Genomic DNA, 22,427 nt, shown 5'->3' with positions numbered 1-22,427 from the left:
TCAGGCCGTCGCACGCGCGCGGCGGCCGGTTTTCAGGCGCCGTTCGAGTGCATGGCTCCATCGCGACAGCGGATAGCACAGGGCAAAATAAAGAACTGCCATCAGGCTGAACACCATGAAGGGCTCGTAGAGGGTGTTGTTGACCATCTGGCCGGCTCGTACCAACTCGACGAAGCCCACCACTGAAGCCAGTGACGTGTTTTTCACTATCTGCACCAGAAAACCTACGGTACTGGGCGTAGCCAGCCGCATCGCTTGGGGCACGATGACACACACCATGCGCTGCGCTGGAGACAGTCCCAGGCATTCGGCGGCTTCCCATTGCGAGCGCGGCACCGCTTGCAGGCAGCCGCGCCAGATATCACCCAGATAGGCGCTGGCGTAGACTGACATGGCACCGCCGGCGGCGGCTAGCGGTGGTACGTTGTAACCCATCAGTCCCAGGCCGAAATAGAACAAGAACATCAAGATCAGCAGCGGAATGCCCTGGATGAGCTGGATATACAAGCTGGCCGCCCAGCGCACCGGTGTACGCCGCGAAATGCGCGCCAGCGCGATGATGCCCCCCAGGATCCCGCCGCCGAGGAATCCCATCGCGGACAGCCCGACCGTCCATGCCGCGCCTTGCAGCATGTACCCTAGATAAGCCAGATTGAAGCTCGTGTTGCCCATATCCATGCCCTCAGATCGGCGTGCCCAGCTTGCGCCGGCGCGGAAACAGCATCAGCCCCAACAGCGCGAAGCCGGCCCGCATCAATTGCGCCAGGCACAGGTATATGACGGCGGTCACCATGTAGGTCTCGAAAGCCCTATACGTCATCGACTGCACCAGGTTGGCAACCGCCGTGAGTTCTTCGGCCGAAATCTGGGACGTGATCGACGTTGCCAGCATCATCAGTACGAACTGGCTGGTCAGGGCCGGATAAACGCGCTCCATGGCGGGACGCAGGATCACATGCCAGTAGGTCTGCAGGCGCGACATGCCCAGGCATTCCGCAGCCTCGATCTGACCGGGGCTGACGGAATCCATGCCTGCCCGCATGATTTCGGTGGTGTAGGCGCCAACGTTGATGACTAGGGTGGCCATGGCCGCCACCGTGGCGGACAGGGGCAGGCCGATACTCGACAAACCGAAATAAGTCAGAAACAGCTGCACTAGCAATGGCGTGTTGCGGATGACCTCGACGTAGATGCTGACGATGCGTTTGAGCCAGTGGGATTGGCTGTTGCTTGCCGCCGCACACACGGACCCGAGGGCAAATCCGAGAATGGTTGCCCCGAAAGAGAGCTGGATGCTCAGCCATGCGCCATGCAGAAATTGCGGCCAGTACTCCAGTACGCTGGAATAATCGAAGCTGTAATCCATGGCGTTACACCGTTGCGACGGGTGTCGTCGGTGAGCCTACTGCACCGGGCAGGCGCAGAGGCGGCGCGGTCAGCAGGAACCGGTAGCGGCCCTGGCGGCGCAGGTGGGTTGCCAGTGGGGTCAGATGCCACAGTTCGCCCAGGTGGATGCCCAACTTGAACAGGCAGTGCTCATGCAAGGGCAGCGCAGCGCAGCAGCCGTCGGTATGGCCGGCGGGCAGCGCTTCGACGGCGGCGTTGTCGGAAATCAGCGCGGCCAGCCCGCTGTCGGTGATCCAGTTCAGCAACCCGGCGTCTCGGCCATCCAGTTCTGCGCCGATGCCGTTCAGCACTGCGGCGCTGGGTTGCCTGTTCTGCGCCAGCAATGCATCGGCAAAGCCGGTGTGCAGGCACACCATGTCGCCGCTTTCGATCTCGAGCCTGTCGTGATCGATGATGCGCATCAGCGCGTCATAGCCCACGCTTGTGCGCTGTTCGCCCAGGTGCGCCCGTAGATCGATCATGACGGCGCGTCCCTGCACACAGCGCTCAGCCATGTTTTCGATACCCAGCGCGCGGGCCGCCGACGTGGATGGCGCGGTTGCGGTCGGCGGCAGGCCGGCATCGGCTGCCGCGTTCGGGCCGATGATGTCGATGCCGGCGCGATAGCCGTTGTAGAAGACGGGCTCAGGAATGCCGTCACCGTTGGCGTCGAACAACTGGCCGATATGGGCAAGCGAGTCCCATTGCGTTGAATATTGCAAATGCAGGATCGCCAGGTCGTCACACAGAACATCCGTAAGATGGCTGTGTTCGTCCCGCATGCGGTAATTCATGTTGGGATGGCCATTGCGCAGCGTAGGACGCAGCACGGGAGGATGGCGTTTCTCGTTCAGTGCATTGCCGCCGGGAAAGTCCAGCGGCAGGCTCAAGCAGAAAGTCCTGCCCTCGCGAACTTCCGCCAGGCCCTGCAGGACTTTTTCGCTGGTGACCAGATTCATGCGCCCGGCTTGGTCATCGGCGCCGAAATCCCCCCAGTTAGAGCCCGAGGGTCGTTGCTTCCAGCGCGGCGAGTGGTCAATGCCTGGCGGCGTTTTAATGTGCACGACTGTTGTCTCAATTTTTATACGTGATCTAATTATTGAATAACATTGACACTGCGATAATAGGTGAAAACCCGCGTCGAAAGATCGATCATGCCGGCTGAATCCCTGTAATCATCTATTAAAGATGACGAGACTGCAGGACTCCGATGGCGAAAAAAGCATCGTGCACCGTCTTTTTTTTGATACACTGTCTCTGGTCCGAACTCCTCGAAGAGCAATGGTTTAGCGGGTGGACACACAACACATGGGTATGGGATTCAATCTTGCCGAGATAGGTGCGCGGGTGCGCGCCTACAGGCTCGGCGCCGGATACAACGCCGACCAGTTGGCGTCGAGGCTGGGCGTATCGCGCGCGGCGCTATATCGCATCGAACAGGGCGATATCATCAAGGTCGACGTGCTCGAGAGCATTGCCGCCATCTTGGGAACCAGTCTGGCATCGCTATTAGGCGTAGGGGCTGAATACCATTCGAATGCAGCCAGTTATCAGGCGCGCATGCAGCAACTGGAAGAGAATGCGAGCCACATCGTGGCCCTGTTCAGCCCATTGTCGTATCTATTGACGACCGAGTCCTACGACCACGACCTTGCAATCATGCTGCAGGAATCGGTGTCTGATACCGAGCAGCGCGCCGATCGGCAAAACGAGCAACGCGCCCTGCTGCGTACGTTGAGCGAACGGCGCAAACAGGCGCGCGAACGCAAGCCATCCATTACCTGCCTGACTTCGCTTGAAGAACTGCGTCGGCTGGTCACGCTGGGATTGGTCGGGCGCCTGGGCTTGCCCGAAGACGTTGTTGCCAAACGCCGCATGGCAGCGAGACGCGAGGTGCAACATCTGGCCAACATGATGAAGGCCGAGCCGGTGGGCGTACAGATCGGCCTGGTCGAGGATATCGTCCCCAATGTGGCGTTCCAGCTTTTTTATAAAGGCAACGAGGTGCTGCTGGGTACAAGCCCATTCCGCATTGCGGAGCTGCCGAACCTGCATGTAGGCGTGGCAAGTATCACGTCCAATCCCGAAGCCGTGGACCTGCACGTGCAATTGTTCGACCGATTGTGGAGTATCTGCAAGCGCGGCTCGGAAGGCGCCCGGTTGCTTGAGGACATGCTCGCGCAGCATTCTTAGATAGGTCAGGCACCGTGGTGCGAGCCTGACACCCGGTATCATTCGCACTCTCTTCGGAAGCTCACTGATCCGACCACCTAGGTACGTTGCAACTGTGCCGAGCCAATGTACGGAATGAGTGCAGCCTGTCCATGCAATACATGATCCTCGTCGACGAGTTGCCACACGGTCACATCAGATATCCAGAATCTTCGCCCCTCTTTGGTAATCCGTTCGCCGCGATAGTCGGATACATAACCATCCTTCTCGACCTGGCGAAGGAATTTCTCCCGTTCGATGCGTTCCGGTGCAGCGGCCGAAAGTCTGGAAGGTAATGCTATAAGCTCCTCCCAGTTATATCCAAAGATCAATTGCGCTTGCCGGTTTCCATAGACGAAGCGAGGATCCTCGCTGGTATCGTGCGCCAATAGACCGAAGGGCGCATGATGATAGATCCATTCCATCGCGGCATATGCAGGTACATCGGGGGGGACCAATGGCTTCCCAACGATGCGCAGATAGCTGTCCGTGAGCAGTTGAAAAAAATCAGTATCTGTTCGGCGACTCATGAGATCCACTTAGATTGAAATTGCGTTTTACACTAGCACCAGCCACTACAAACATAACCCATACCGCTGTCGGCGCGCTCCTATCAACGCCGTTTTTTTCTCCTATGCTTCTCGTGGCCTAGTTGGGGTGGCTGCTAGAAACATGGCAATCTCAGCGTGGGAACAGCGATGTGGCTCTGGTCCAGCAAGACAAGACGGGCATTGTTCGCGAATATGGCCTATGCTGGTTGATATGAGCGATTTCGCTCTGACCGTATTACCGTGAGATTGAAATGGATAAGAAAGACAAGGCACCCGAGAAAGCGAAGCCGGAAGGCGCGACGCCTGCCCTGAAGCAACAAGCCCGCTGGCCCGGGCAAGGCAACAGCGGGGGAATCAAGAACGCCAAATCCGCTCATGATCGCAAGACCATCGGGCGCGGTGCGGCGCGAGGGCGGTGATCGGAGGTCTGCTCTCGGCGTGTCCCGCTGATGATCCTCGCCTAGAGGCCGGCAGCACGCTTTGCGGCAAGACGGATGCTTGAGCCGTAGGTCGAGTGTTCGAGTTACCGGCTGTTCACTAGAAATATCAAGGACTTAGCGAGCAATCGCTAAGTCCTTTTTTACAATGATAAGACGCCGAAACTCGTTCAACGCGTTGTTTCTGCAACCGGCGTGGACGAGCGAGACTTTGCCGGCGCTTCTGCATAGGGGTCCAGGACGCGCTCGCCTGCAGCGTCGCGTACGCGGCTGACCAGTCCGATGCGGTTCATGAGTCCGATGAACGGTTTGGGATCGAGCTCTTCTACGTTGACCATCTGGCCGACATCCCAAACGCCATCGGCGATCAGCATGGCCGCCGCGACGACCGGCACGCCGGCGGTGTAGGAAATGGCCTGGCTACCGACTTCCTTGTAGCTCTCCTTGTGATCGCACACGTTATAGACGAACACTTCTCGAGGTTGGCCGTTCTTCGTTCCCTTGACCAGGTCGCCGATGCAGGTTTTACCGGTATAGGTCGGCGCAAGCGACGAGGGATCGGGCAATACTGCCTTGACTACCTTGAGCGGTACGACTTCCAGCCCTTCGGCAGTGCGCACGGGCTTCTCGGACAACAGGCCCAGGTTGTTGAGCACGTTGAACACGTTGATATAGTGCTCGCCGAAACCCATCCAGAAGCGGATATTGGGCACGCCCAGGTTTTTGGACATCGAATGGAGTTCGTCGTGTCCGGTCAGGTAGGCGGTACGCTTGCCGACGACCGGAAGATCCCAATCGTGCTTGCGCTCGAACATGGCGTTGGCTTTCCATTGGCTGTCTTCCCAGGACCAGACCGTGGAAGTGAACTCGCGGAAGTTGATTTCGGGATCAAAGTTGGTGGCGAAGTAGCGGTTATGGTTGCCGGCGTTGATATCGATGATGTCGATCGAATCGACCTTATCGAAATAGGCGTCCATGGCAAAGCGACCGTAAGCATTGACAACGCCGGGGTCGAACCCTACCCCCAAGATGGCGGTCACGCCGGCCTTGAGGCAAGCATCGCGGCGCTTCCATTCATAGTTTCCGTACCAAGGTGGCGCTTCGCACACCTGTGATGGGTCCTCATGGATGGCGGTGTCCAGATAAGCGGCGCCGGTTTCGATGCATGCCGTCATGACCGACATGTTCAGGAAAGGCGAACCTACGTTGATGACGATTTGCGCGCCGGTGGAACGGATCAGCGCCTTGGTGGCGGCCACGTCCATGGCATCGAGCTCATGCGCCTTTAGCAACCCCGGGCCTCGCTGGCTGCCCTTTGCCTTGATAGATGCGATGATCGCGTGGCATTTGCTCAGTGTGCGCGACGCGATATGGATATCGCCGAGCAGAATATTGTTCTGCGCGCATTTATGCGCTGCCACGTGAGCCACGCCGCCGGCGCCGATAATAAGAACATTGCGCTTCATTGGGCTATCCCCCCGTTTCTTGATTATGGACTGTCAGGACAGACTGTCGACGTAATCGCTAAAGGAAAATTCGCGTATTACGCGCATGGAGCCATCGCTTTCTTTCAGGACAATCGATGGCATGTTGACGCCGTTGAACCAGTTTTTCTTCACCATGGTGTAACCCGCGGCATCGCCGATCGAGATTCGATCACCGACCTGCAACGGCGAGGCAAAACGGCCTTCGCCGAATATATCGCCGGCAAGGCAGGTCTTGCCGCAGATCATGTACTGATGGTCACCCTCATCGGAGCCCAAGGCCGCGGTTTCACGATAGATCAGGAGATCGAGCATATGGGCTTCGGTGGACGCGTCGACGACAGCCAGGTGCTTGCCGTTGTGGCCGAGGTCCAACACGCTCACTTCCAGTGTGGCGCTGTGGCGTACTGCCGCCTCACCGGGTTCGAGATAAACCTGCACATCATGCTTGCGTGCGAAGTCGCGCAGGCGCTTGCTGAACTGCGCAACCGGATAGCCGGGCGCGGTAAAGCTGATGCCGCCGCCCAGGCTGACCCATTTCAGGCGCTGTAGCACCTGGCCGTAACGCTGTTCGACCTGGGTGAGCAGCTCATCGAAACGCTCGAGATCGTCGTTTTCGCAATTGTTGTGAATCATGACGCCGTCGAGCCGGTCGATGATCGCCAGAATGCGATCGGGATCGCGCTCACCCAGGCGGCTGAAGGGGCGGGCCGGATCGGCCAGATCGAAGCCCGCGACGCTCACGCCGGGATTCAGCCTCAACCCCACGGGTTTGCCTTGAGCGTGTGAGGCGTACCGTTCGAACTGGGCGATGGAGTTGAAGATGATCTTGTCGCAATGGGCGACGACCTCTTCAATTTCGTGATCGGCGAACGCGACGCTGTACGCATGGGTCTCGCCGCCGAATTTCTGAGAACCGAGCTTGGCTTCGTATAGGGATGACGACGTGGTGCCGTCCATGTGTGGGCGTATCAGGTCGAACACCGACCATGTCGCAAAACACTTGAGCGCCAGCAAAATCTTGGCGCCCGAGAGTTCTCGCACAGTGTCCATCACTGCCATGTTGCGCAGCAGCGCGGATTTGTCGATCAAGTAATAGGGCGTGGGTAATGTGTGCATTGCGTATCAGGTGCCCGGCGAGTGCTTCGACTCGGCCGGTTTGTTGTTTGTATCCTTAGAGGGTTTGGAGATTTTCTTGCCGAGGCTCTCGACGAGCAGCGGCGCACGGTTGGGGAACGTAGCCAGGATCTGCAGCGTCCCGCCCAGGCTTTGCACATAGTGCTGCAGGGTGGAGACCAGCATGTCGTGGCGCTTTTCGATGCGGGAAATCGTGCCTTGACCCACGCCCATTGCGGCGGCCAGGTCGTCCTGCGTGTGCTGTGTGGCTTTACGCAGATCTTTGAGCGTGCTGACTTTGACGGCCTGGATGTCAGTTGGGGATTTACTGCCGTTGCCGCGCTTGGGTCTGTTGTCGGCCATCGTGATAATGACCTTTTTCGTTTTTTTGGGCATATGCGTGATTTGCTTGGTGATCGGGCATGGAGAGTTGCCGGAAATACCAGGCAAGCGCCAATATGCCCTGCATGCTATATGCTTTCTAAGGAATATGCAATTAAGGCCATATTTAGGGCGATCGAATTACTCCTAGGGGCAGTCAGGGCAAGCCGATATATCATGCATGCGGCGAGGCGAAAGTACCCCGCATGCAACGTCGAGGTGACAGATGAAAACCCATCAGCTACGTGCGTTTCTGGCCGTGTTCGATCACCGCAGCGTCAGAGGAGCCGCTCGCGCGCTGAATTTGACGCAACCTGCCGTTACGCAAGCGATTAAAGAACTCGAGGCCTTCCTGGGCGTACAGCTCTTTCACCGTGGCGCCTCCGGTGTGATACCCACGATATTCGGCGAAGCGCTCGAAAAGCGTGCAAGGATTATTTGCCTGGACATCGAGCGTGCGGGTAATGAGCTGGAGCAAATTCGCGACGGTTCGAAGGGTGTGGTGTCGATTGCGATTTCAACAGCGGCCGCCTTGGACGTACTGCCCCCGGCGTTCGCGCATTTCAGGAAAAATTATCCGCACGTCGAACTGAAGTTGAATGAAGCTTCAATCCCATCCTCATTGCCCAAGCTGATGAGCGGTGAAATCGAATTCATCATTTCGCAGGTTCTTCCTGGCACTTTGCCTGATTGGGATGTCAGTGTTCTCTATGAAACCTCGATGATTGCAGCAGTCCGTGTCGGGCACCCAATCCTTGAGGCATTTAGCGACGAAGATGTCCCCGCAGCCGAGTGGCTCTTGCCCTACGATAACGAAAGTGGCCCAGCACTTTTCAAGCAACTATTTTCTGGCGGTTACCTCAGGCTGCCCAGTCAGATTGTGACTTGTACATCGACCGCAATGGGCCTGCGACTGGTGGGAAGCTCCGACCTCATTGGCGTTTTCGTCAAAACGATGGTGGCAAGCGAGTTCCCCCATTATGGTCTGGTCGAGTTACCCCTCACGCAAGCGTTGGCACCCCTGGAGGTTTGCGTGGTAACCAGGAAGCATGCTTTTCTTACACCGGCTGCTCAGAACTTTCTAGATTGCCTACGGTTTTACGCCAATCGCCTTCAGAAGTGAGAAGCACTGCTTATCGCTGCCAACCGCTGCTTGTCTTTTCGTCTGTGTGATCGAGGTTTAGGATGGCCCACAACTAACTCCTCGGGGAAAAAAATGGGCGAGACAGCCAGTACTGTGGGTAAGCCGTTGAGCAAACGGCGAGCAATAACAGCTATCACCGTTGGTAACGCGCTAGAGTTCTACGACTTCACGGTTTACGGGTTCATGACGAGCGCTATTGGACGCGTCTTCTTTCCATCGCTGAGCCCCTATGCACAAATTCTGCTGGCAATTGCCGGATTTGGCGTGGGATTCTTGGCAAGGCCGCTTGGCGGTATTGTGATTGGTAGTTACGCTGACAAACATGGCCGTAAGAAAGCCATGGGACTGACGATTAGCCTGATGGCCCTGGGGTGCGCAATGATTGCGTTTGCGCCAACGCCTGCGCAGATTGGCGTTCTTGCGCCGCTCGTCATTGTCACAGCTCGGCTGATCCAGGGGTTTTCAGCCGGCGGAGAGGTCGGTGCATCTACTACGTTGCTGGTCGAGTATTCGGGACGAAATGATCGGGCATTCATGGCGAGCTGGCAGGTCGCCAGCCAAGGCCTGGGCGTAATGCTCGGGGCATTTGTCGCTAGCTCAATTATTTCTTATTTACCGCCAGACGCGCTAGATAGTTGGGGTTGGCGGGCGCCATTTGTGCTAGGCATGGTGATCGCGCCAGTCGGCATGTATATCCGCCGGCAGCTACACGAGACGCATGTCGACAACGGGCCAAGAGCCGATAGCTCTGAGCGTCGGGCCAAGGTACGGATTCTATTTGCAGATTATTGGCGCGAGTTGATTCAGGCGAGCCTGCTGTTTGTCTCTTGCACCGTAGGTATTTACATCATTGCTTTTTATCTCCCCACATTCGCAGCCAGGGAGTTGAAACTTCCTGTTCACGTAGGCGTATGGGCCGGTGTCGTGTTTGGTGTCGTCAATTTCATTGTCGCGCCGCTCTCAGGTCGCCTCGCTGATCGATGGGGGAGAAAACCGATGATCTTCTGGTCACGAGTGTGTCTTTTGGGATTGTTGTTTCCGGCGTTTCTATGGTTGCTTGCCGAGCCTTCACCACCGAAGTTGTACCTGCTGGTGGGTGTTCTTAGCGTCTTTCTGACGTCACAGTTTCCGGCACTGTTAGTCATGTTGACTGAAATTTTTCCTCGCCACGTTCGTGCGACCGGACTGTCGGTGGTGTACAGCACCGTCGTCGCTGTTTTCAGTGGATTTTCACCATTTGTTCTCACCTGGCTTGTGCATGAAACCGGCAACAAGCTTGCACCAGCCTGGTACCTACTAGTGATCACTATGATCTCGTCAGCTGTTCTGTTCTGGATCAGGGACCGCACTGGTGAAAATCTTGATGAGACTGAGTTGTCGCTTGGAAATGCGGGCTTGTCTACCGATAGCATTCTCAGGAGGGCCTGATGCTGGATATCCATATTCCTGATTGTTTTTCGGCAACCTATCAAGAGGCGAGAGACAAGTTTCTGCTTGCGGCGCGTGACCGCCAGCTGAGCCATACTGAGAATGTGTTGCCTGCAAGGCGAGGGCTACACGATGAGGCACTGGCCACCGACATTGTGTGGATAGGTCCTGAAGACGCCGATAGACTGCTGATCGTCAGCTCCGGAATACATGGGGTAGAAGGATTTTGCGGATCCGGGTGTCAGATTGCATTGCTTAAAGACGACTCGTTGCTGGATCGTGCGAAGGATCTGGGCGTCGCTATTGCGATCATCCACGCAGTGAATCCGCACGGGTTTTCTTATGGCCGTCGTGTCAATGAAGACAATATTGACGTTAATCGAAACTTCCTATCGTTCAACGGCACCCTACCTGAAAACGACGCGTATCAGGAGCTTGCCAGCATGCTGCTGCCGACAACGTGGCCTGCCGACGAGAAAAACGCCGCGCAGTTATCGCGTCGGATTGCCGAAATCGGGGAGGACAATTACGGCCAAACTCTCTTCCGAGGGCAATACGATGTGCCGAACGGACTCTTTTTTGGAGGCACGTCCCCAAGCTGGTCAAATTCTGTCATTCGTCATTTCCTTCGGACCCGTGCCAAGGCCGCGCAGCAGATTGCTTGGATAGACCTTCATACAGGACTCGGCCCAAGAGGAAACTGCGAAAAGGTGTTCATTGGTAAAGCACAGGAATTTGAAGTTGCCAGCGCTTGGTGGGGGGCGGACGTCATATCGCCGGTTCGTACAGATTCGGTCATGTTCGAAATCAATGGGCCTATGCTGCGGGCGTTGAGCGAGGAATGTTCCCAGGCTCAGGGCGCGACTATCGCACTCGAATTCGGCACGGTACCGCTAATGCGAATGCTCGAGGCGCTTCGCGCAGATCATTGGTGCTACATGAACCAGGAACCGGAGGATTCTGCCCTCCGGAATGAAGTCCGGGAGGAGCTCCGCCGATGCTTTTTTGTCGAGGAGGATGATTGGTACGGAATGGTGGTCGGTCAGTTCAGGACAGCTGTCATTCAGTGCTTGCTGGGTATGGATCAGCAGTCCTTACGAACTAGAACGTCGTCGAATTAAAGTAAGCAGCCGGCAAACCTTGCAATTACCCACAACTTTTGGCTATCTGTACGCCGAATGGGAATCAGCCAAGCTGACGCATGCCTCTGCACATCACCGCGGGGGCTTGGGCTTCGCGCCGCCCAGGCCCAGTTTCTCCATGGCTTCGCTGGCTTCCAGGATCATGGCGGCCACCTCGGCTACGCTGACACGCAGTTTCGTGGCGCGGGTCCGCATGTGTTCGTAAGATTCGCGTTCGCCCAGATGCTGGTGATCCATCAACACGCGAATGGCTTTTTCGATGACGCGCCGTGACTTGATGGTGCCTTCGAGTTTGTCGATCTTATTTTGCTGGCGGTTCTGGAACTGTTTGGCCGATCGCGCCAGTACCAGTGTGCTCAGGATCCCAGCCGACCGGAACGGGCGTGTCAGTACGCCGTGGGCATTGGTCTTTAGCAACAGTTTCAATGTCGTGGGCGTTTCGTATTCGGACAGTGCGATCAGCGTGGCGTCAACCTCGCTGGCGCACCAGGCGGAACTGTTCTGCAGCACCTGCGACACCTGGAAGAACACGACGTCGGCGCCAGCGGGCGGATGCTCCGGGAACGGCCAGTACAAATGGATGCGGCAGCCGATACGCTGAAGCTGATCGATCAGCAGGTCGCGGTCTTCGCCGGGCGGGTACACCACGGCGACGGCCACGCTGCGCAGATCTTCATATAGGCGGCGAAGACTAGGGTCCATGCTTACCTCAGCCAGAATTCGTCCAGACCGAACGTGGTCAGGTAGGGATCCGGCTTGACGGGTTCGGCGCTTTGCCACACCACATCGAAACGGCCATTGGGTCCGCACACGCCTATGCGCGGCGTCAACACGCAATGATTGTTTTCGGCCAGGATGGACAGTGGACCTTCGGGCGAATCCAGCGATACGTCATGCGTGGCCTGCACCAGTTTGCGTGTGTCCAGGCTGCCTACACGCTGCAATGCTCGCGCGAACAAATGAACCTGATTGTACGAGGCCTCGGAATATACGCTGGCCGGGCGGTCGCCGAATCGTGCGTGCCAGCGCTGCAGGAAGTGATCGTTGCGCGGATTCTGCAGCGTGTTGAAGTAGGGCGCAGCCGTGATGTGGCCGATGCAGACATCGGCGCCGATTTCGCGGACTTCCGATTCCGTCATGGTCAGGCTGGCGATCGGGATGTTCCGTGCGTGCAGGCCCACCTCGTGGAAGCGGCGGTAGAAGCGCAGCGCGTCGCTGCCGATTTGCGTGGAAAACACCACATCGGGATCTATGGCCTGGATATCGCGGATCACGTCGTGAATGTCGCTATCCGCACAGCCCAGTGGCAGGTAAATTTCATCCAGGATTTCGCCGCCATGGTCTTCGACGGCTTCGCGCAGAATGCGGTTGGTTTCGCGGGGATAAATGTAGTCCGCACCCACCAGGAATATGCGCTTGCCGCAATGCTGCATCAGGTACGCGGCCAGTTGCATGCTGCTTTGATTAGGTGATGCGCCGGTGTAAATGACGTTGGGTGAATACTCGAAACCTTCGTACACCGACGCATACCACAGCAGCGCGTTGGTGCGCTCGACCACCGGTAGCATGGCCTTGCGGCAATGCGACGTGCAGGCGCCGAAAATCACGTTGATTTCATCGTCCAGCAACAAGCGGCCGGCCAGGCGCCGGTATTCGTCGGCGTCACTGCGCGGGTCGTACGCCACCGGATCCAGCATGCGCCCCAACACGCCGCCCAGCGCATTGATTTCTTCGATGGCCAACACGGTGCCGAAAAAATGCTGCGATTCGGTAATACCGGATACGCCGGTGCGCGAATACAGTACGCCCACGCGCCAGCCTGGGCTGTCGGGGGCGGTAGGGGTAGAGGACGTCATGATTATTCGTTCCACGGAAAAACAAGGCGACGCGCATGTTCCCGCAGCATACCGCGCCCGCGCGTTGCTGCGTGAAAGCGCGCTCGGACGGATGCATAGGCAGATTCACAGCAAGGCCCACACCTAGATGCATGGTCATCCAGATGCGCTGCGCGCGTTACACCTTTAAATGCTCAAAGATGCGCGTCGCCGCGTCGGGCTCGTGCACATGGCCCTGGTCGACGATGCTGCCTTGCTTCAACATCAAGTACCGGTCAGCGACTTTCAGCGCGAACGCTACGTTCTGTTCGACGATCAGCATGGTGGTGCCACGGCGTTCGCGTTCCCACAACAGGGCCTGCGCCAGTCGGTCTATGACCGAAGGCTGCAGCCCTTCAGTAATTTCGTCCAGCAATAGCAAGGTGGGTCGCATCATCAGCGCGCGCGCCACCAGCAGCATTTTCTGTTCGCCGCCCGACAAGGTGCCTGCGTGTTGCCGCAAACGCGAGCGAAATACGGGAAAAACTTCGGTCACGCTGTCGAAGCGTTCGTCAAACTGGCCGTCGTTGGCCAATCCTAACCGCAGGTTGTCGCGAATGCTCAAGTCCTGGAACAGCGGTTGTTCCTGCGCGGCATACGCCACGCCGCAACGCGCGATCTGGTAAGGCGGCATGCGGGTGGCGTCGCGGTCGGCCAGGTGCACGCTGCCGCGTTTTTTGGGCAGGTAGCCCATGATGGTTTTCAGCAAGGTGCTTTTGCCCATGCCGTTTTTGCCCAGCAAGGCTACGGATTCACCAGCCTGGATGGATAGCGAAATGTCCTGTAGCACGATAGAAGACTTGTAGCCGCTGGCGACGCGGTCGATGCTCAGGGTGTAGGTGGACGTGATCATTGCGTCAGGCTCCTTGTGGGCGGATGAGCGCGGACGCGGATGGGGTGCTCGCATCCGGCGCACTGTGTTGCCCCGCCTGGCGTTGCAGGTTTTCGGCGTCCGTGCCCATGGCGGTTTGCGCCGTGCCGGCGTAGATGGTGCGCACAAGCTCCGATTCCACCACGTCTTTGAAGCTGCCTTGCATGACGATGCGGCCCTGGTGTAGCACCACGATACGCGTGGCGACCTCCTGCACGAAATCCAGGTCGTGTTCTACCAGCAGGCAGCACAATCCATAGGTATGGGCCAGCGACGACAGTACTTGCCCGATCTGCGTGCGTTCGGTCTTGGTCAGGCCCGCGGTGGGCTCGTCCAGCAGGATGACGCGCGGTTCCAGCGCCAGCACCATGGCCAGTTCCAGCGCCTGCTGCTCGCCGTGGGACAAGTCGTGCGTGATGGTGTCCAGCTTGCGGTCCAGTCCGGTGGTGCGCAGGACTTCCAGCGCGTAGTCCGGCAATGCCAGGTGCGGCGCGCGTTTTAGCCACGATGGCGCTGCGCGCAGCGTGGACGCTATGCGTAGGCTTTCCGCCACCGTCAATGTATCGAACACATTGGCGTTCTGGAACTTGCGGCCCAGGCCGAATCGCACGCATCGATCGGGGGCATGGTGCGCAATGTCGTGGCCGCACAATTGGATGGTGCCTGCCGAACGTTCCTGGCCGTCGCTGATGCAGCGCATCAACGTGGTCTTGCCAGCGCCGTTCGGACCGATCAGACCCAGTAGCTCGCCGCCGTCGGCCTGCAGGTCTATGCCTTCCAGCACCTTCAGGCTGCCAAAGTGCTTGGCCACGCCGTGCATCGTCAGGGCCGAGGCAGTGGCGCTGGTCGACGACAGGGCCACGCGGCTGGCCGGTTGCACCGCGGATGCCGACATCCCCGTTAATGCCGATGCGCCTGGCATGCCAGCACTGACGGTCACTGCCCGCGAACGCAGGTCTGGGGCGGGCGCGGCGGCCGTGCGGCGGCCCAGTAGCGCCAGCAACAAGGGCAGCAGCCCGCGTGGCAACAGCAGGATCACGGCAATGAATGCCACGCCCAGGATCAGTTGCCACACAAATGGCATGCTGCCGCTTAAATACGATGCGGCCACGTTGATGGCTATGGTGCCGATGACCGGCCCCCAGATCGTGCCGCGCCCGCCTAGCGCTACCCAGATGATCAGTTCGGTGCCAAATACGAAACCAGCCAGTTCGGGCGCGACCACGCCGCTGAATGCGCCGTACCCAAAGCCCGCCGCGCTGGCCACCGTGCCGCACACGACCAGCAGCGCAATGCGAATCGACGCGGTGTTCATGCCCAGGTAGGCGCAGCGCGATTCGTTGTCGCGCAACGCCACCAGCAAACGGCCACCGTCGCTGCGCACCGCGACCCAGGCCAGCAAGGCAATGACGGACAAGGACAGCGCGGCGATCACATACCAGGCTTCCAGCGACAGGTCGAACGTTTCGTAGCCGGTCAAGCCCGATGACGATCCGGTGAACGTGCCGCCCGACAACGCCAGTTGTGTCAGCACGATGGGTAGCACCAGCGAAATGACCGTGGCGAAAAAAGGCGATGCACCGCGATAGAACGACAGCCATCCAGTGACGGCCGCGACAATCGCCGCGGCACCCAGCGCGGCCGCGAATGCCAGCCAGGCCATGCCGGGCGAGAATCCCAAATGCGTAAACACCAACCCCGCGGCATATGCGCCCACGCCAAAAAACGCGGACTGACCAAAGGTCAGGTAACCGGTATAGCCCCACAGCAAATCAACGGTGACGGCCGCGATTGCAAAGAACAAGGCCTTGATCAAGATGTTCAGCAAGTACGTGTCGAACAGCCACGGGCCGGCAACGGTCAGGATTAGGCAGATCGCGGCCAGCCAGCCCAATTCGCTGGCGCGACGGGTGCGACGAGCCGCAGTGTCGGGGGTGGCGTCCCCGGAGGTGGCACGCAAGCCGGCATGCGCGGCTGAGTCGGCGCCGTGGTTTCGTGCAGCCGGATCGGAATAGGCGCGGTCAGTCATGGGCGAATCCTTGGGGTCGTATACGCAGCGTCAATGCGGCCAGCACGGCAATCGTGACGCCGCCCAGGATGGGACTGACGACGGTGCTGACTACGACCTGGACGGCGCCAAACACCACGCAGGTCAACAGCAGGCTGGCCATGGAATGGCCCGATACCATGACCAGCATGAATGCGCTGATCAACCAAGGCAGTCCCATGTTTGGGTCCACACTGGACAGCGGGGTGATCAACGCGCCCGCCAGCGCGCCCAGGCCCGCGCCCAGACTGAAGGTCATGAAGCGGATGCGTCCTGAATGGATGCCCAGCCCTTTGGCCAGGTCTTCGTTCATGATGACGGCGCGGGTCTTTACGCCAAAGCGCGTACCGCTCAGCAACGCCGTCATCAGCAGGCACAGCGCCACTGCGATCGGGATCAGCAGCAAGCGGTACGCGGAATATTCGGTGCCCAGCACCGACAGCGCCCCCTGGACCGGCGAATCCACGAACTGGACTTCACGGCCAAAGCTGATGGTGATGGCCTGGCCTATGACGATACCCAGACCCCACGTGGCCAGGATGGCATCCAGCGGGCGCTTGTAGAGCGGCCGCACGATCAGCCATTCAACTAGCATGCCTGTGACCACGCCCACGACCAGCGCGAATGGCAAGCTGATCCAGGGATCTAGCCCCAAGCGCGTCACCACGAAGCTGGCGTAGCTGCCCAGCGTGATGATGGCGCCGTGGGCGAAATTGACGATCTTCATGACTCCGAAAATCATCATCAGCCCGGCGGTGACGATATACAGCATCGCCGCGGTGCTAAGAATATCCAGCAACATACCCATAGTGTTCTCCCGCGCGTGCCATTGCACGGCAGGTAACCGGTGGCGCATGGTGCGCCTGGCCGGCCCCGCCGCAAGCCGCGCTATGACTAGCCGTGCTTACTTCAGATTCGGGCACTGCGCGCCCGGGTCGACCTTGTCGAACGTCTGCAGGATCTTGATCGATCCGTCGGCCTGCACCTGACCCAGGCGCATCGACAGCGCGGCGTGGCGTTGCTTGTCCATTTGTACCGGACCGCGCGGGCCGTCGAAGGACACCTGGCTCAATGCATCGACGACTTTTTTCCCGTCCAGGCTGCCGGCTTTTTCAACGGCGGCCTTGTACAGGAAAAAACCTTCGTATTGCGGTTCTGACAATTCATTGGCGGTCTTGGTGTCGCTGCCGAACTTCGCTTTCAGGCCGTCCAGGTATTTCTTGTTCGCGGCGCTGTCGATGCTGGTTAGGTACGATGCCGACATGTACATGCCGTTCGCCGTTTCGCCCATGGTCTTGGCCGTGCCTTCGTCGATGGCCAGGTTGCCATACGGCATGGTCAGGCCTGCGCCCTTGACCTGTTTGGCCAGGCTGACATTCGGGCCGCCGCCGGCGGTGGAACTGATCAGCGCGTCGGGCTTGGCCGACCGTATTTTGGAAATTACTGTGGTCCAGTCGCTGCCGTCCATAGGCAGGTATTCTTCGCCTACGACCTTGCCGCCTTGTTTTTCGATGTATTGGCGCGTGAAGCCCAGCATGCCGCGGCCAAATGCATAGTCGCTTCCCACCAGGAAGAACGTCTTGGCTTTTTGTTCCTTCATGAAGTGGTCGACGATGGGTGCGACCTGCTGTTCCGGCACCCACCCATTGACGTGCATCCACCGGTTGCACGAACGGCCCTCGTAGAACGACGTGTAGATATACGGCACCTTGCCGCGGTTCACGATGGGCAGCGCGGCGTTACGGGCCGCGCTCGTTTCCATGGAGATGATGGCGTCGACTTTTTTCTGAAACACCAGCGTGTCGTACGCTTTTTGCGCACCGATGGCGCCCGAACCGTCGTCGGCGATTTCCAGTTCGACCTTGCGACCCAATATGCCGCCGGCTGCGTTGATTTCATCTACGGCTAGTTGCGACGATTGCACGACCGCGGGTGCCACGACGCTGTTGGCGCCCGACAGTCCGACCGGGACGCCTATGCGTATGGGGTCGGCAGCCTGGGCGGCGGGGATCATGGCGGCATACGCCGCGGCCAGGGCGGCGGCCGTGGCGCCGGCACGCAATAAACGTGATACGGATTTCATGAGGTTTCTCCTTGGGGGCGGTGCGCCGTTTGGTTTTGCATTGAAGGTGGTACGGAGACTACGATGCGATGTTGCAGTTGCTGGTTGCCGGTGGGCGCGATCGCGATTAGCGTGCCGAACGCGTGTAGTCGCTGCCCAGCATGGGGTCGTACACGTCGGCACGGCGGTCGCGCAGCACGTGGTTGAAGGCGTTTAATTGCCGGCTATACCGTATTTTCCGTAGGTTCACGGCGGCGATCAGGATTTCTTCCTGATCGTGGCTAGCGGGGCCAGCCACGACCCATCCTTGCGATCCCGCGATCAGACTGCGGCCTACAAATGGTTGTCCGCGTTCCACGCCGACACGATCCGCGCAGGCGATGGTCAGGCCATTGCTGTGCGCCGCCGCGATGGTCAACGAATGCGCCATGGCGGGACCTTCCAGCGTTTGCCCAGGCATGGGCACCCAGTTGGTGGGCACGGCCACGATGTCCGCGCCTTGCATGGCCTGCAGACGGAACACTTCGGGGAACCAGCCGTCGTAGCAAATAGCCACGGCCAGCTTGCCGATGCCGGTGTCGAACACCGNCAGGCCCAGGTTTCCTACTTCGAAAAACAGGTTTTCATCGCCCCACAGGTGCAGTTTGCGATAGGTGCCAAGATAGCCTTGCGGACCGGCGACAATGGCTGAGTTGTACAGTTTGTCATCGTCGCGTTCGGTAATGCCCGCCACCAGGAAGATGCCTAGGCGTTTGGCCAGTGCGATCCAGGCTTGCGACGACGGGCCCGACGGCACGGGCTCGGCCAGGGCATAGGCTTCGTCGCGGCTGGCGAACATGTAGCCGGTATTGGCCAGTTCAGGCAGCACGACCAGCTTGGCGCCGCGGGCAGCGGCGTCTTCGATGAGCGTGGTGGAACGCGCCAGGTTAGCGGCTACGTCGCCTATGGTGGGGTGCATCTGCACGCAGGCAATGAGCGTGTCGGGATACGCGGGCATGCCGGCATCGTGCCCGGCGGGATAGGTGTCCATTCGATCTCCAAAAACAAAAAAGCCCTCGACCACGCGTAAGCGTGAAAGTCGAGGGCTTCTATAGCCAACCTAAATGTGTAAGCGGCAATTATTGCCGCTGCCTGAGCGCGATGCTGCGCGCAGGTAAGTCATGAATTAAATTCTAGGGACCGGATTGCCATGGGTCAATACAGGCTAACCCGAAGTTCGCGCCGCTGGCATTGATACCCGCTTACCGCCCGGACCACTGTCTGTTATTTCCCCATCGACAGGATGCAACTGGTATTGACGACGGCCGCACATCAGGCTGATCAGCCCCTGGCGGCTTCAGTTTTCGGGGGCTTGGCTTTGCCAGCACTTTAAAAGTGCGAATTGAATAACCGGATGACGTGGGAAGCTGCGGTACGCCAAACGGCAAAGAGGCGACGACAAAGTCTCTGTCAGATTACATGAGCAGGTTATGCTCTGAAAACACGGAGGTCTTTGTGTTGGGCCAATAGCCCGGGCTCTTTCTTAGAGGAAATTATCGTGCAGGCATCTGACATGTTTCACCCACGCAAGAACGCGCTAGGCACACTGGTCGGCGTGGGCATCGTCGCCGGTATTATTTCCGCAATGGTCAAGTCCGGGGTGGAAACCGTGCTTCCTCCCCGGTTGCCCACCGCGGTGCCGCCGCCGATTGGTCTGCTCGACATGATGGGCTTTGATGCGGCGACAATGAACTATGTCTTTAATCAAACTGTGGTGAATTGGGGCGGCAACGGGTTCCATATCCTGTTCTCGATCGTCATCGCGCTGGCGTATGTCTGGCTGGTGGAACGGTGCCCAAAGGCTGGCGTCTGGTGGGGGGTACCATTCGGATGGCTGGTCGCCACGGTGGGGGCGCATGGCATCGTGCTTCCGTTGTTGGGCGTCGCGCCGCTTCCGTGGGATATGGGGTCGGCGGGACTCATTTCGGAGGTCGTTGGCACGGCTATGTGGATCTGGACGATCGAATGCGTGCGCCGTGCCCTGCTGCGCCGGTCGGCGGACTAAACCGCCAGCGTCCCGCCACTGAGGGCTGCAAACGGTAGGTCCTGGATCACTTCAGTCCGCACATTGCCGTCTTTCTCGCGCGCCTCAGTGGTCGTGTTTTTTAGGAGACTTATTATGAACAAGCCCTCTTTGCCGCGCCTTGGTGCACAGGCTGTGCTGCCTGGACTGCCCGGTTGGCAAGCGCACGCCGAACGAGATGCTATACAGAGAAGCTTCCAGTTCAAGGACTTCAACGCCGCTTTTGGCTTTATGACGCGCGTGGCCATGCAGGCCGAGAAGCTCGATCATCATCCGGAATGGTTCAACGTATACAACCGCGTTGATGTGGTGTTGACCACGCATTCGGCTGGCGGCGTGACCGACCTGGACGTGCGCATGGCCCGCTTCATGAATGAAGCGGCTGTTCCCAAGGACGTGGCTGACAAAGCGGGGTAAGGGGCGGGCCAGCCAGGTTCAGGCGTATCGGTGACGCGGCGCATGCCAGGTGCTTACACAACGCCGGCCTCATGATCGAAGAAAGTTGGTCTTTGCCAATTCGACCACTTCGTCACCACGGCCACTGATAATGGCCTTCAGCATATAGAGGCTGAAGCCCTTGGCCTGATCGGCTTTGATTTTGGGTGGCATTACTAATTCCTGTTTCGCGGTCACGACGTCGACCAGGGCGGGTCCCGGATGCGCGAACGCCTCGCGAAGTGCGCCATCCAGATCGGCCGAGGCTTCGACTCGGATGCCCTTGATGCCCATTGCCTGCGCCATGGCCGCGAAATCCGGGTTCTCGAGATCGGTGCCCGTGTCGAGATAGCCTCCTGCTTTCATCTCCATCGCCACGAAGCCGAGCGAACCGTTGTTGAACACGACAATCTTCACGGGCAGGTTCAACTGAGACAGGGTAATGAAGTCCCCCATCATCATGGTGAACCCGCCGTCACCGGAAAGCGAGACAACTTGTCGCGCAGGGGCGGCGGCTTGCGCGCCAATCGCCTGCAGCATGGCGTTAGCCATTGACCCGTGATTGAACGAACCCAGGAGGCGACGCTTTCCATTCATGCCAAGGTAACGTGCCGCCCAGACCGTCGGCGTGCCGACATCCGCCGTGAATATCGCGTCCTCCGCCGCTAAATCGCTGATGCGCCGTGCGAGATATTGCGGATGGATCGGACGCCCCACGGGTGACGGGCTCGCCAGATCATCCAGTGCTTTACGGGCTTTTTTGTAGTGGTCAACGGCCGCATCCAGAAACGTACGTTCCTGTCGTTCCTCTAGTAAAAACATCAACGCCGCGATCGTATCTCCGACATCCCCGACAAGGCCCATTGTCAACATCGCCCGCCGGCCAAGTGCCGCGGGATCGCGGTCGATCTGAATGATTTGCGCTTTTTCAGGATAAAAATTTCTATAGGGGAAATCGGTGCCCAGCATGAGCAGCACGTCCGCGTTTTCCATGGCGTGATAGCCAGAGGAAAAGCCGATCAGGCCGGTCATGCCAACGTCATAGGGGTTGTCCCATTCCACATGTTCCTTGCCGCGCAGCGCATGTACCACCGGCGCTTTGAGTCGTTCGGCTAACGCCACCACGGCATCGTGATGGCCCGCGCAACCACTGCCCGCGAGAATGGTGATTGCTTTGTCGCCATTCAATAGCGAGGCAAGGCGCTGAATGTCGGCCGCGGGTGGCACGATATGCGGCGCCACAGGCAGCGCTGGCTGCAATGCTGCCTCGAGGGGTGAATCCGCCAGTGCCACGTCTCCGGGGATCACGAGAACGGCGACGCCCTGCTTGCCAATGGCGGTATTCAGGGCACGATTCAGCACGCCGGGCAATTGCGCGGGACTGGAGACAAGCTCCACAAAATCCGCGCATTCGCGAAATAGCTCTTGAGGATGGGTTTCCTGAAAATAACCCAGGCCGATTTCTGATGACGGAATGTGCGCAGCGATGGCCAATACGGGGACGTGATTGCGCTTGCAGTCAAACAGGCCATTGATCAGGTGCAAGTTCCCGGGGCCGCAACTGCCGGCGCATACCGCTAGCGAACCGGTGATCGCAGCCTCCGCGCCCGCGGCAAAAGCGGCGGTCTCCTCGTGGCGGACATGCATCCATTCAATTCGATTGAGTCGTCGCAAGCTGTCATTGAGACCATTCAGGCTGTCTCCCGTCACCCCCCATATGCGCTGGACGCCTGCGTTCGCGAGAGTGGTGGCGAGATAATCGGCAACGGTGATAGCCATGAACGGCTCCTTATGGG

General features: G+C 58.9%; 22 protein-coding genes and 1 pseudogene. 7 read left to right on the top strand and 16 right to left on the bottom strand.

The annotated features are described in order from the left end of the window. The 3 genes from ACNAZS_RS17410 to ACNAZS_RS17400 are packed head-to-tail and all read right to left on the bottom strand — an operon-like array spanning window position 1 to window position 2,426. Complete coding sequence (locus tag ACNAZS_RS17410) at window positions 1-672, bottom strand: amino acid ABC transporter permease (RefSeq protein ID WP_415791577.1); 672 nt, start codon at window positions 670-672, stop codon at window positions 1-3. 10 nt (window positions 673-682) lie between these two features. After that, window positions 683-1,366, bottom strand: a complete 684-nt coding sequence (locus ACNAZS_RS17405) for an amino acid ABC transporter permease (RefSeq protein ID WP_415791575.1) — start codon at window positions 1,364-1,366, stop codon at window positions 683-685. Window positions 1,367-1,370: 4 nt separating this feature from the next. Beyond that, the gene (locus tag ACNAZS_RS17400) at window positions 1,371-2,426 is read right to left on the bottom strand and encodes a cyclase family protein (RefSeq protein WP_415791940.1); all 1,056 of its coding nucleotides are present in this window, start codon (window positions 2,424-2,426) and stop codon (window positions 1,371-1,373) included. Window positions 2,427-2,700: 274 nt separating this feature from the next. Between ACNAZS_RS17400 and ACNAZS_RS17395 the strand changes: the two genes are divergently transcribed. Further along, complete coding sequence (locus ACNAZS_RS17395) at window positions 2,701-3,579, top strand: helix-turn-helix domain-containing protein (protein WP_415791573.1); 879 nt, start codon at window positions 2,701-2,703, stop codon at window positions 3,577-3,579. Window positions 3,580-3,656: 77 nt separating this feature from the next. On the opposite strand, the gene ACNAZS_RS17390 is transcribed toward ACNAZS_RS17395, so the two are convergent. Next, window positions 3,657-4,127 (bottom strand): MEKHLA domain-containing protein, encoded by a 471-nt coding sequence (locus ACNAZS_RS17390; protein WP_415791571.1) that lies wholly within the window; start codon window positions 4,125-4,127, stop codon window positions 3,657-3,659. Window positions 4,128-4,399: 272 nt separating this feature from the next. Between ACNAZS_RS17390 and ACNAZS_RS17385 the strand changes: the two genes are divergently transcribed. Further along, window positions 4,400-4,567, top strand: coding sequence for a hypothetical protein (locus tag ACNAZS_RS17385; protein ID WP_415791569.1), 168 nt, complete (start codon window positions 4,400-4,402; stop codon window positions 4,565-4,567). 188 nt (window positions 4,568-4,755) lie between these two features. Here ACNAZS_RS17385 and ACNAZS_RS17380 read toward each other — a convergent pair whose 3' ends face one another. Genes ACNAZS_RS17380 through ACNAZS_RS17370 form a run of 3 tightly spaced genes read right to left on the bottom strand, consistent with a single transcriptional unit; the run spans window position 4,756 to window position 7,581 of the window. Next, entirely contained in the window at window positions 4,756-6,051 is a 1,296-nt protein-coding gene (locus ACNAZS_RS17380; protein WP_415791567.1) for a saccharopine dehydrogenase family protein, read from the bottom strand. Between the two features lie 33 nt (window positions 6,052-6,084). Continuing rightward, window positions 6,085-7,188: a carboxynorspermidine decarboxylase gene (locus ACNAZS_RS17375; protein ID WP_415791565.1), complete on the bottom strand. Its 1,104-nt coding sequence runs from the start codon at window positions 7,186-7,188 to the stop codon at window positions 6,085-6,087. 6 nt (window positions 7,189-7,194) lie between these two features. After that, window positions 7,195-7,581: a helix-turn-helix domain-containing protein gene (locus tag ACNAZS_RS17370; RefSeq protein ID WP_415791563.1), complete on the bottom strand. Its 387-nt coding sequence runs from the start codon at window positions 7,579-7,581 to the stop codon at window positions 7,195-7,197. 211 nt (window positions 7,582-7,792) lie between these two features. On the opposite strand from ACNAZS_RS17370, the gene ACNAZS_RS17365 reads away from it, so the two are divergent. The 3 genes from ACNAZS_RS17365 (at window position 7,793) to ACNAZS_RS17355 (ending at window position 11,259) form a co-directional block, all read left to right on the top strand. Beyond that, the gene (locus ACNAZS_RS17365) at window positions 7,793-8,689 is read left to right on the top strand and encodes a LysR family transcriptional regulator (RefSeq protein WP_415791561.1); all 897 of its coding nucleotides are present in this window, start codon (window positions 7,793-7,795) and stop codon (window positions 8,687-8,689) included. Window positions 8,690-8,782: 93 nt separating this feature from the next. Beyond that, complete coding sequence (locus ACNAZS_RS17360) at window positions 8,783-10,138, top strand: MFS transporter (RefSeq protein WP_415791559.1); 1,356 nt, start codon at window positions 8,783-8,785, stop codon at window positions 10,136-10,138. After that, window positions 10,138-11,259 carry a M14 family metallopeptidase gene (locus ACNAZS_RS17355; protein ID WP_415791557.1) on the top strand — a complete coding sequence of 374 codons (1,122 nt, stop codon included), beginning with the start codon at window positions 10,138-10,140 and terminating at the stop codon, window positions 11,257-11,259. Before ACNAZS_RS17360 ends, ACNAZS_RS17355 begins: the two co-directional genes overlap by 1 nt. 93 nt (window positions 11,260-11,352) lie before the next feature. On the opposite strand, the gene ACNAZS_RS17350 is transcribed toward ACNAZS_RS17355, so the two are convergent. The 8 genes and pseudogenes from ACNAZS_RS17350 to ACNAZS_RS17315 all read right to left on the bottom strand — a co-directional run. Continuing rightward, a complete protein-coding gene (locus ACNAZS_RS17350; protein ID WP_415791555.1) occupies window positions 11,353-11,982 on the bottom strand; it encodes an ANTAR domain-containing response regulator in 630 nt (209 codons plus the stop codon). A gap of 2 nt (window positions 11,983-11,984) precedes the next feature. Further along, the gene (locus ACNAZS_RS17345) at window positions 11,985-13,136 is read right to left on the bottom strand and encodes a transporter substrate-binding domain-containing protein (RefSeq protein ID WP_415791553.1); all 1,152 of its coding nucleotides are present in this window, start codon (window positions 13,134-13,136) and stop codon (window positions 11,985-11,987) included. 157 nt (window positions 13,137-13,293) lie between these two features. Beyond that, on the bottom strand, window positions 13,294-14,007 hold the full coding sequence (locus ACNAZS_RS17340) for a branched-chain amino acid ABC transporter ATP-binding protein (protein WP_415791551.1): 714 nt from the start codon (window positions 14,005-14,007) through the stop codon (window positions 13,294-13,296). A gap of 4 nt (window positions 14,008-14,011) precedes the next feature. Then, window positions 14,012-16,054, bottom strand: coding sequence for an ABC transporter permease subunit (locus ACNAZS_RS17335; protein ID WP_415791549.1), 2,043 nt, complete (start codon window positions 16,052-16,054; stop codon window positions 14,012-14,014). Then, window positions 16,047-16,880, bottom strand: coding sequence for a branched-chain amino acid ABC transporter permease (locus ACNAZS_RS17330; protein WP_415791547.1), 834 nt, complete (start codon window positions 16,878-16,880; stop codon window positions 16,047-16,049). Before ACNAZS_RS17330 ends, ACNAZS_RS17335 begins: the two co-directional genes overlap by 8 nt. Before the next feature lie 96 nt (window positions 16,881-16,976). Next, complete coding sequence (locus ACNAZS_RS17325) at window positions 16,977-18,155, bottom strand: substrate-binding protein (RefSeq protein ID WP_415791545.1); 1,179 nt, start codon at window positions 18,153-18,155, stop codon at window positions 16,977-16,979. A gap of 106 nt (window positions 18,156-18,261) precedes the next feature. Then, window positions 18,262-18,722 (bottom strand): annotated as a pseudogene (locus ACNAZS_RS17320) (nitrilase-related carbon-nitrogen hydrolase); the annotation flags it as partial. 1 nt (window position 18,723) lies between these two features. Next, on the bottom strand, window positions 18,724-19,164 hold a 441-nt coding region (locus ACNAZS_RS17315; protein WP_415791543.1), incomplete at its 3' end, for a nitrilase-related carbon-nitrogen hydrolase. Between the two features lie 507 nt (window positions 19,165-19,671). On the opposite strand from ACNAZS_RS17315, the gene ACNAZS_RS17310 reads away from it, so the two are divergent. Next, window positions 19,672-20,178: a DUF1440 domain-containing protein gene (locus tag ACNAZS_RS17310; protein WP_415791541.1), complete on the top strand. Its 507-nt coding sequence runs from the start codon at window positions 19,672-19,674 to the stop codon at window positions 20,176-20,178. A gap of 114 nt (window positions 20,179-20,292) precedes the next feature. Then, window positions 20,293-20,613 carry a 4a-hydroxytetrahydrobiopterin dehydratase gene (locus ACNAZS_RS17305; RefSeq protein ID WP_415791539.1) on the top strand — a complete coding sequence of 107 codons (321 nt, stop codon included), beginning with the start codon at window positions 20,293-20,295 and terminating at the stop codon, window positions 20,611-20,613. Window positions 20,614-20,682: 69 nt separating this feature from the next. Here the strand turns inward: ACNAZS_RS17305 and poxB are convergent, their stop codons facing one another. After that, window positions 20,683-22,410 (bottom strand): ubiquinone-dependent pyruvate dehydrogenase, encoded by a 1,728-nt coding sequence (gene poxB / locus ACNAZS_RS17300; protein ID WP_415791537.1) that lies wholly within the window; start codon window positions 22,408-22,410, stop codon window positions 20,683-20,685. Between the last annotated feature and the right edge of the window lie 17 nt (window positions 22,411-22,427).

Origin of the sequence: Bordetella tumulicola (assembly GCF_965138755.1) — a bacterium.
Taxonomy (GTDB): Bacteria; Pseudomonadota; Gammaproteobacteria; order Burkholderiales; family Burkholderiaceae_B; genus Bordetella_A; species Bordetella_A tumulicola.
The sequence above is the reverse complement of the archived record's forward strand: the minus strand, read 5'-3'. Positions and strand labels throughout refer to the sequence as shown.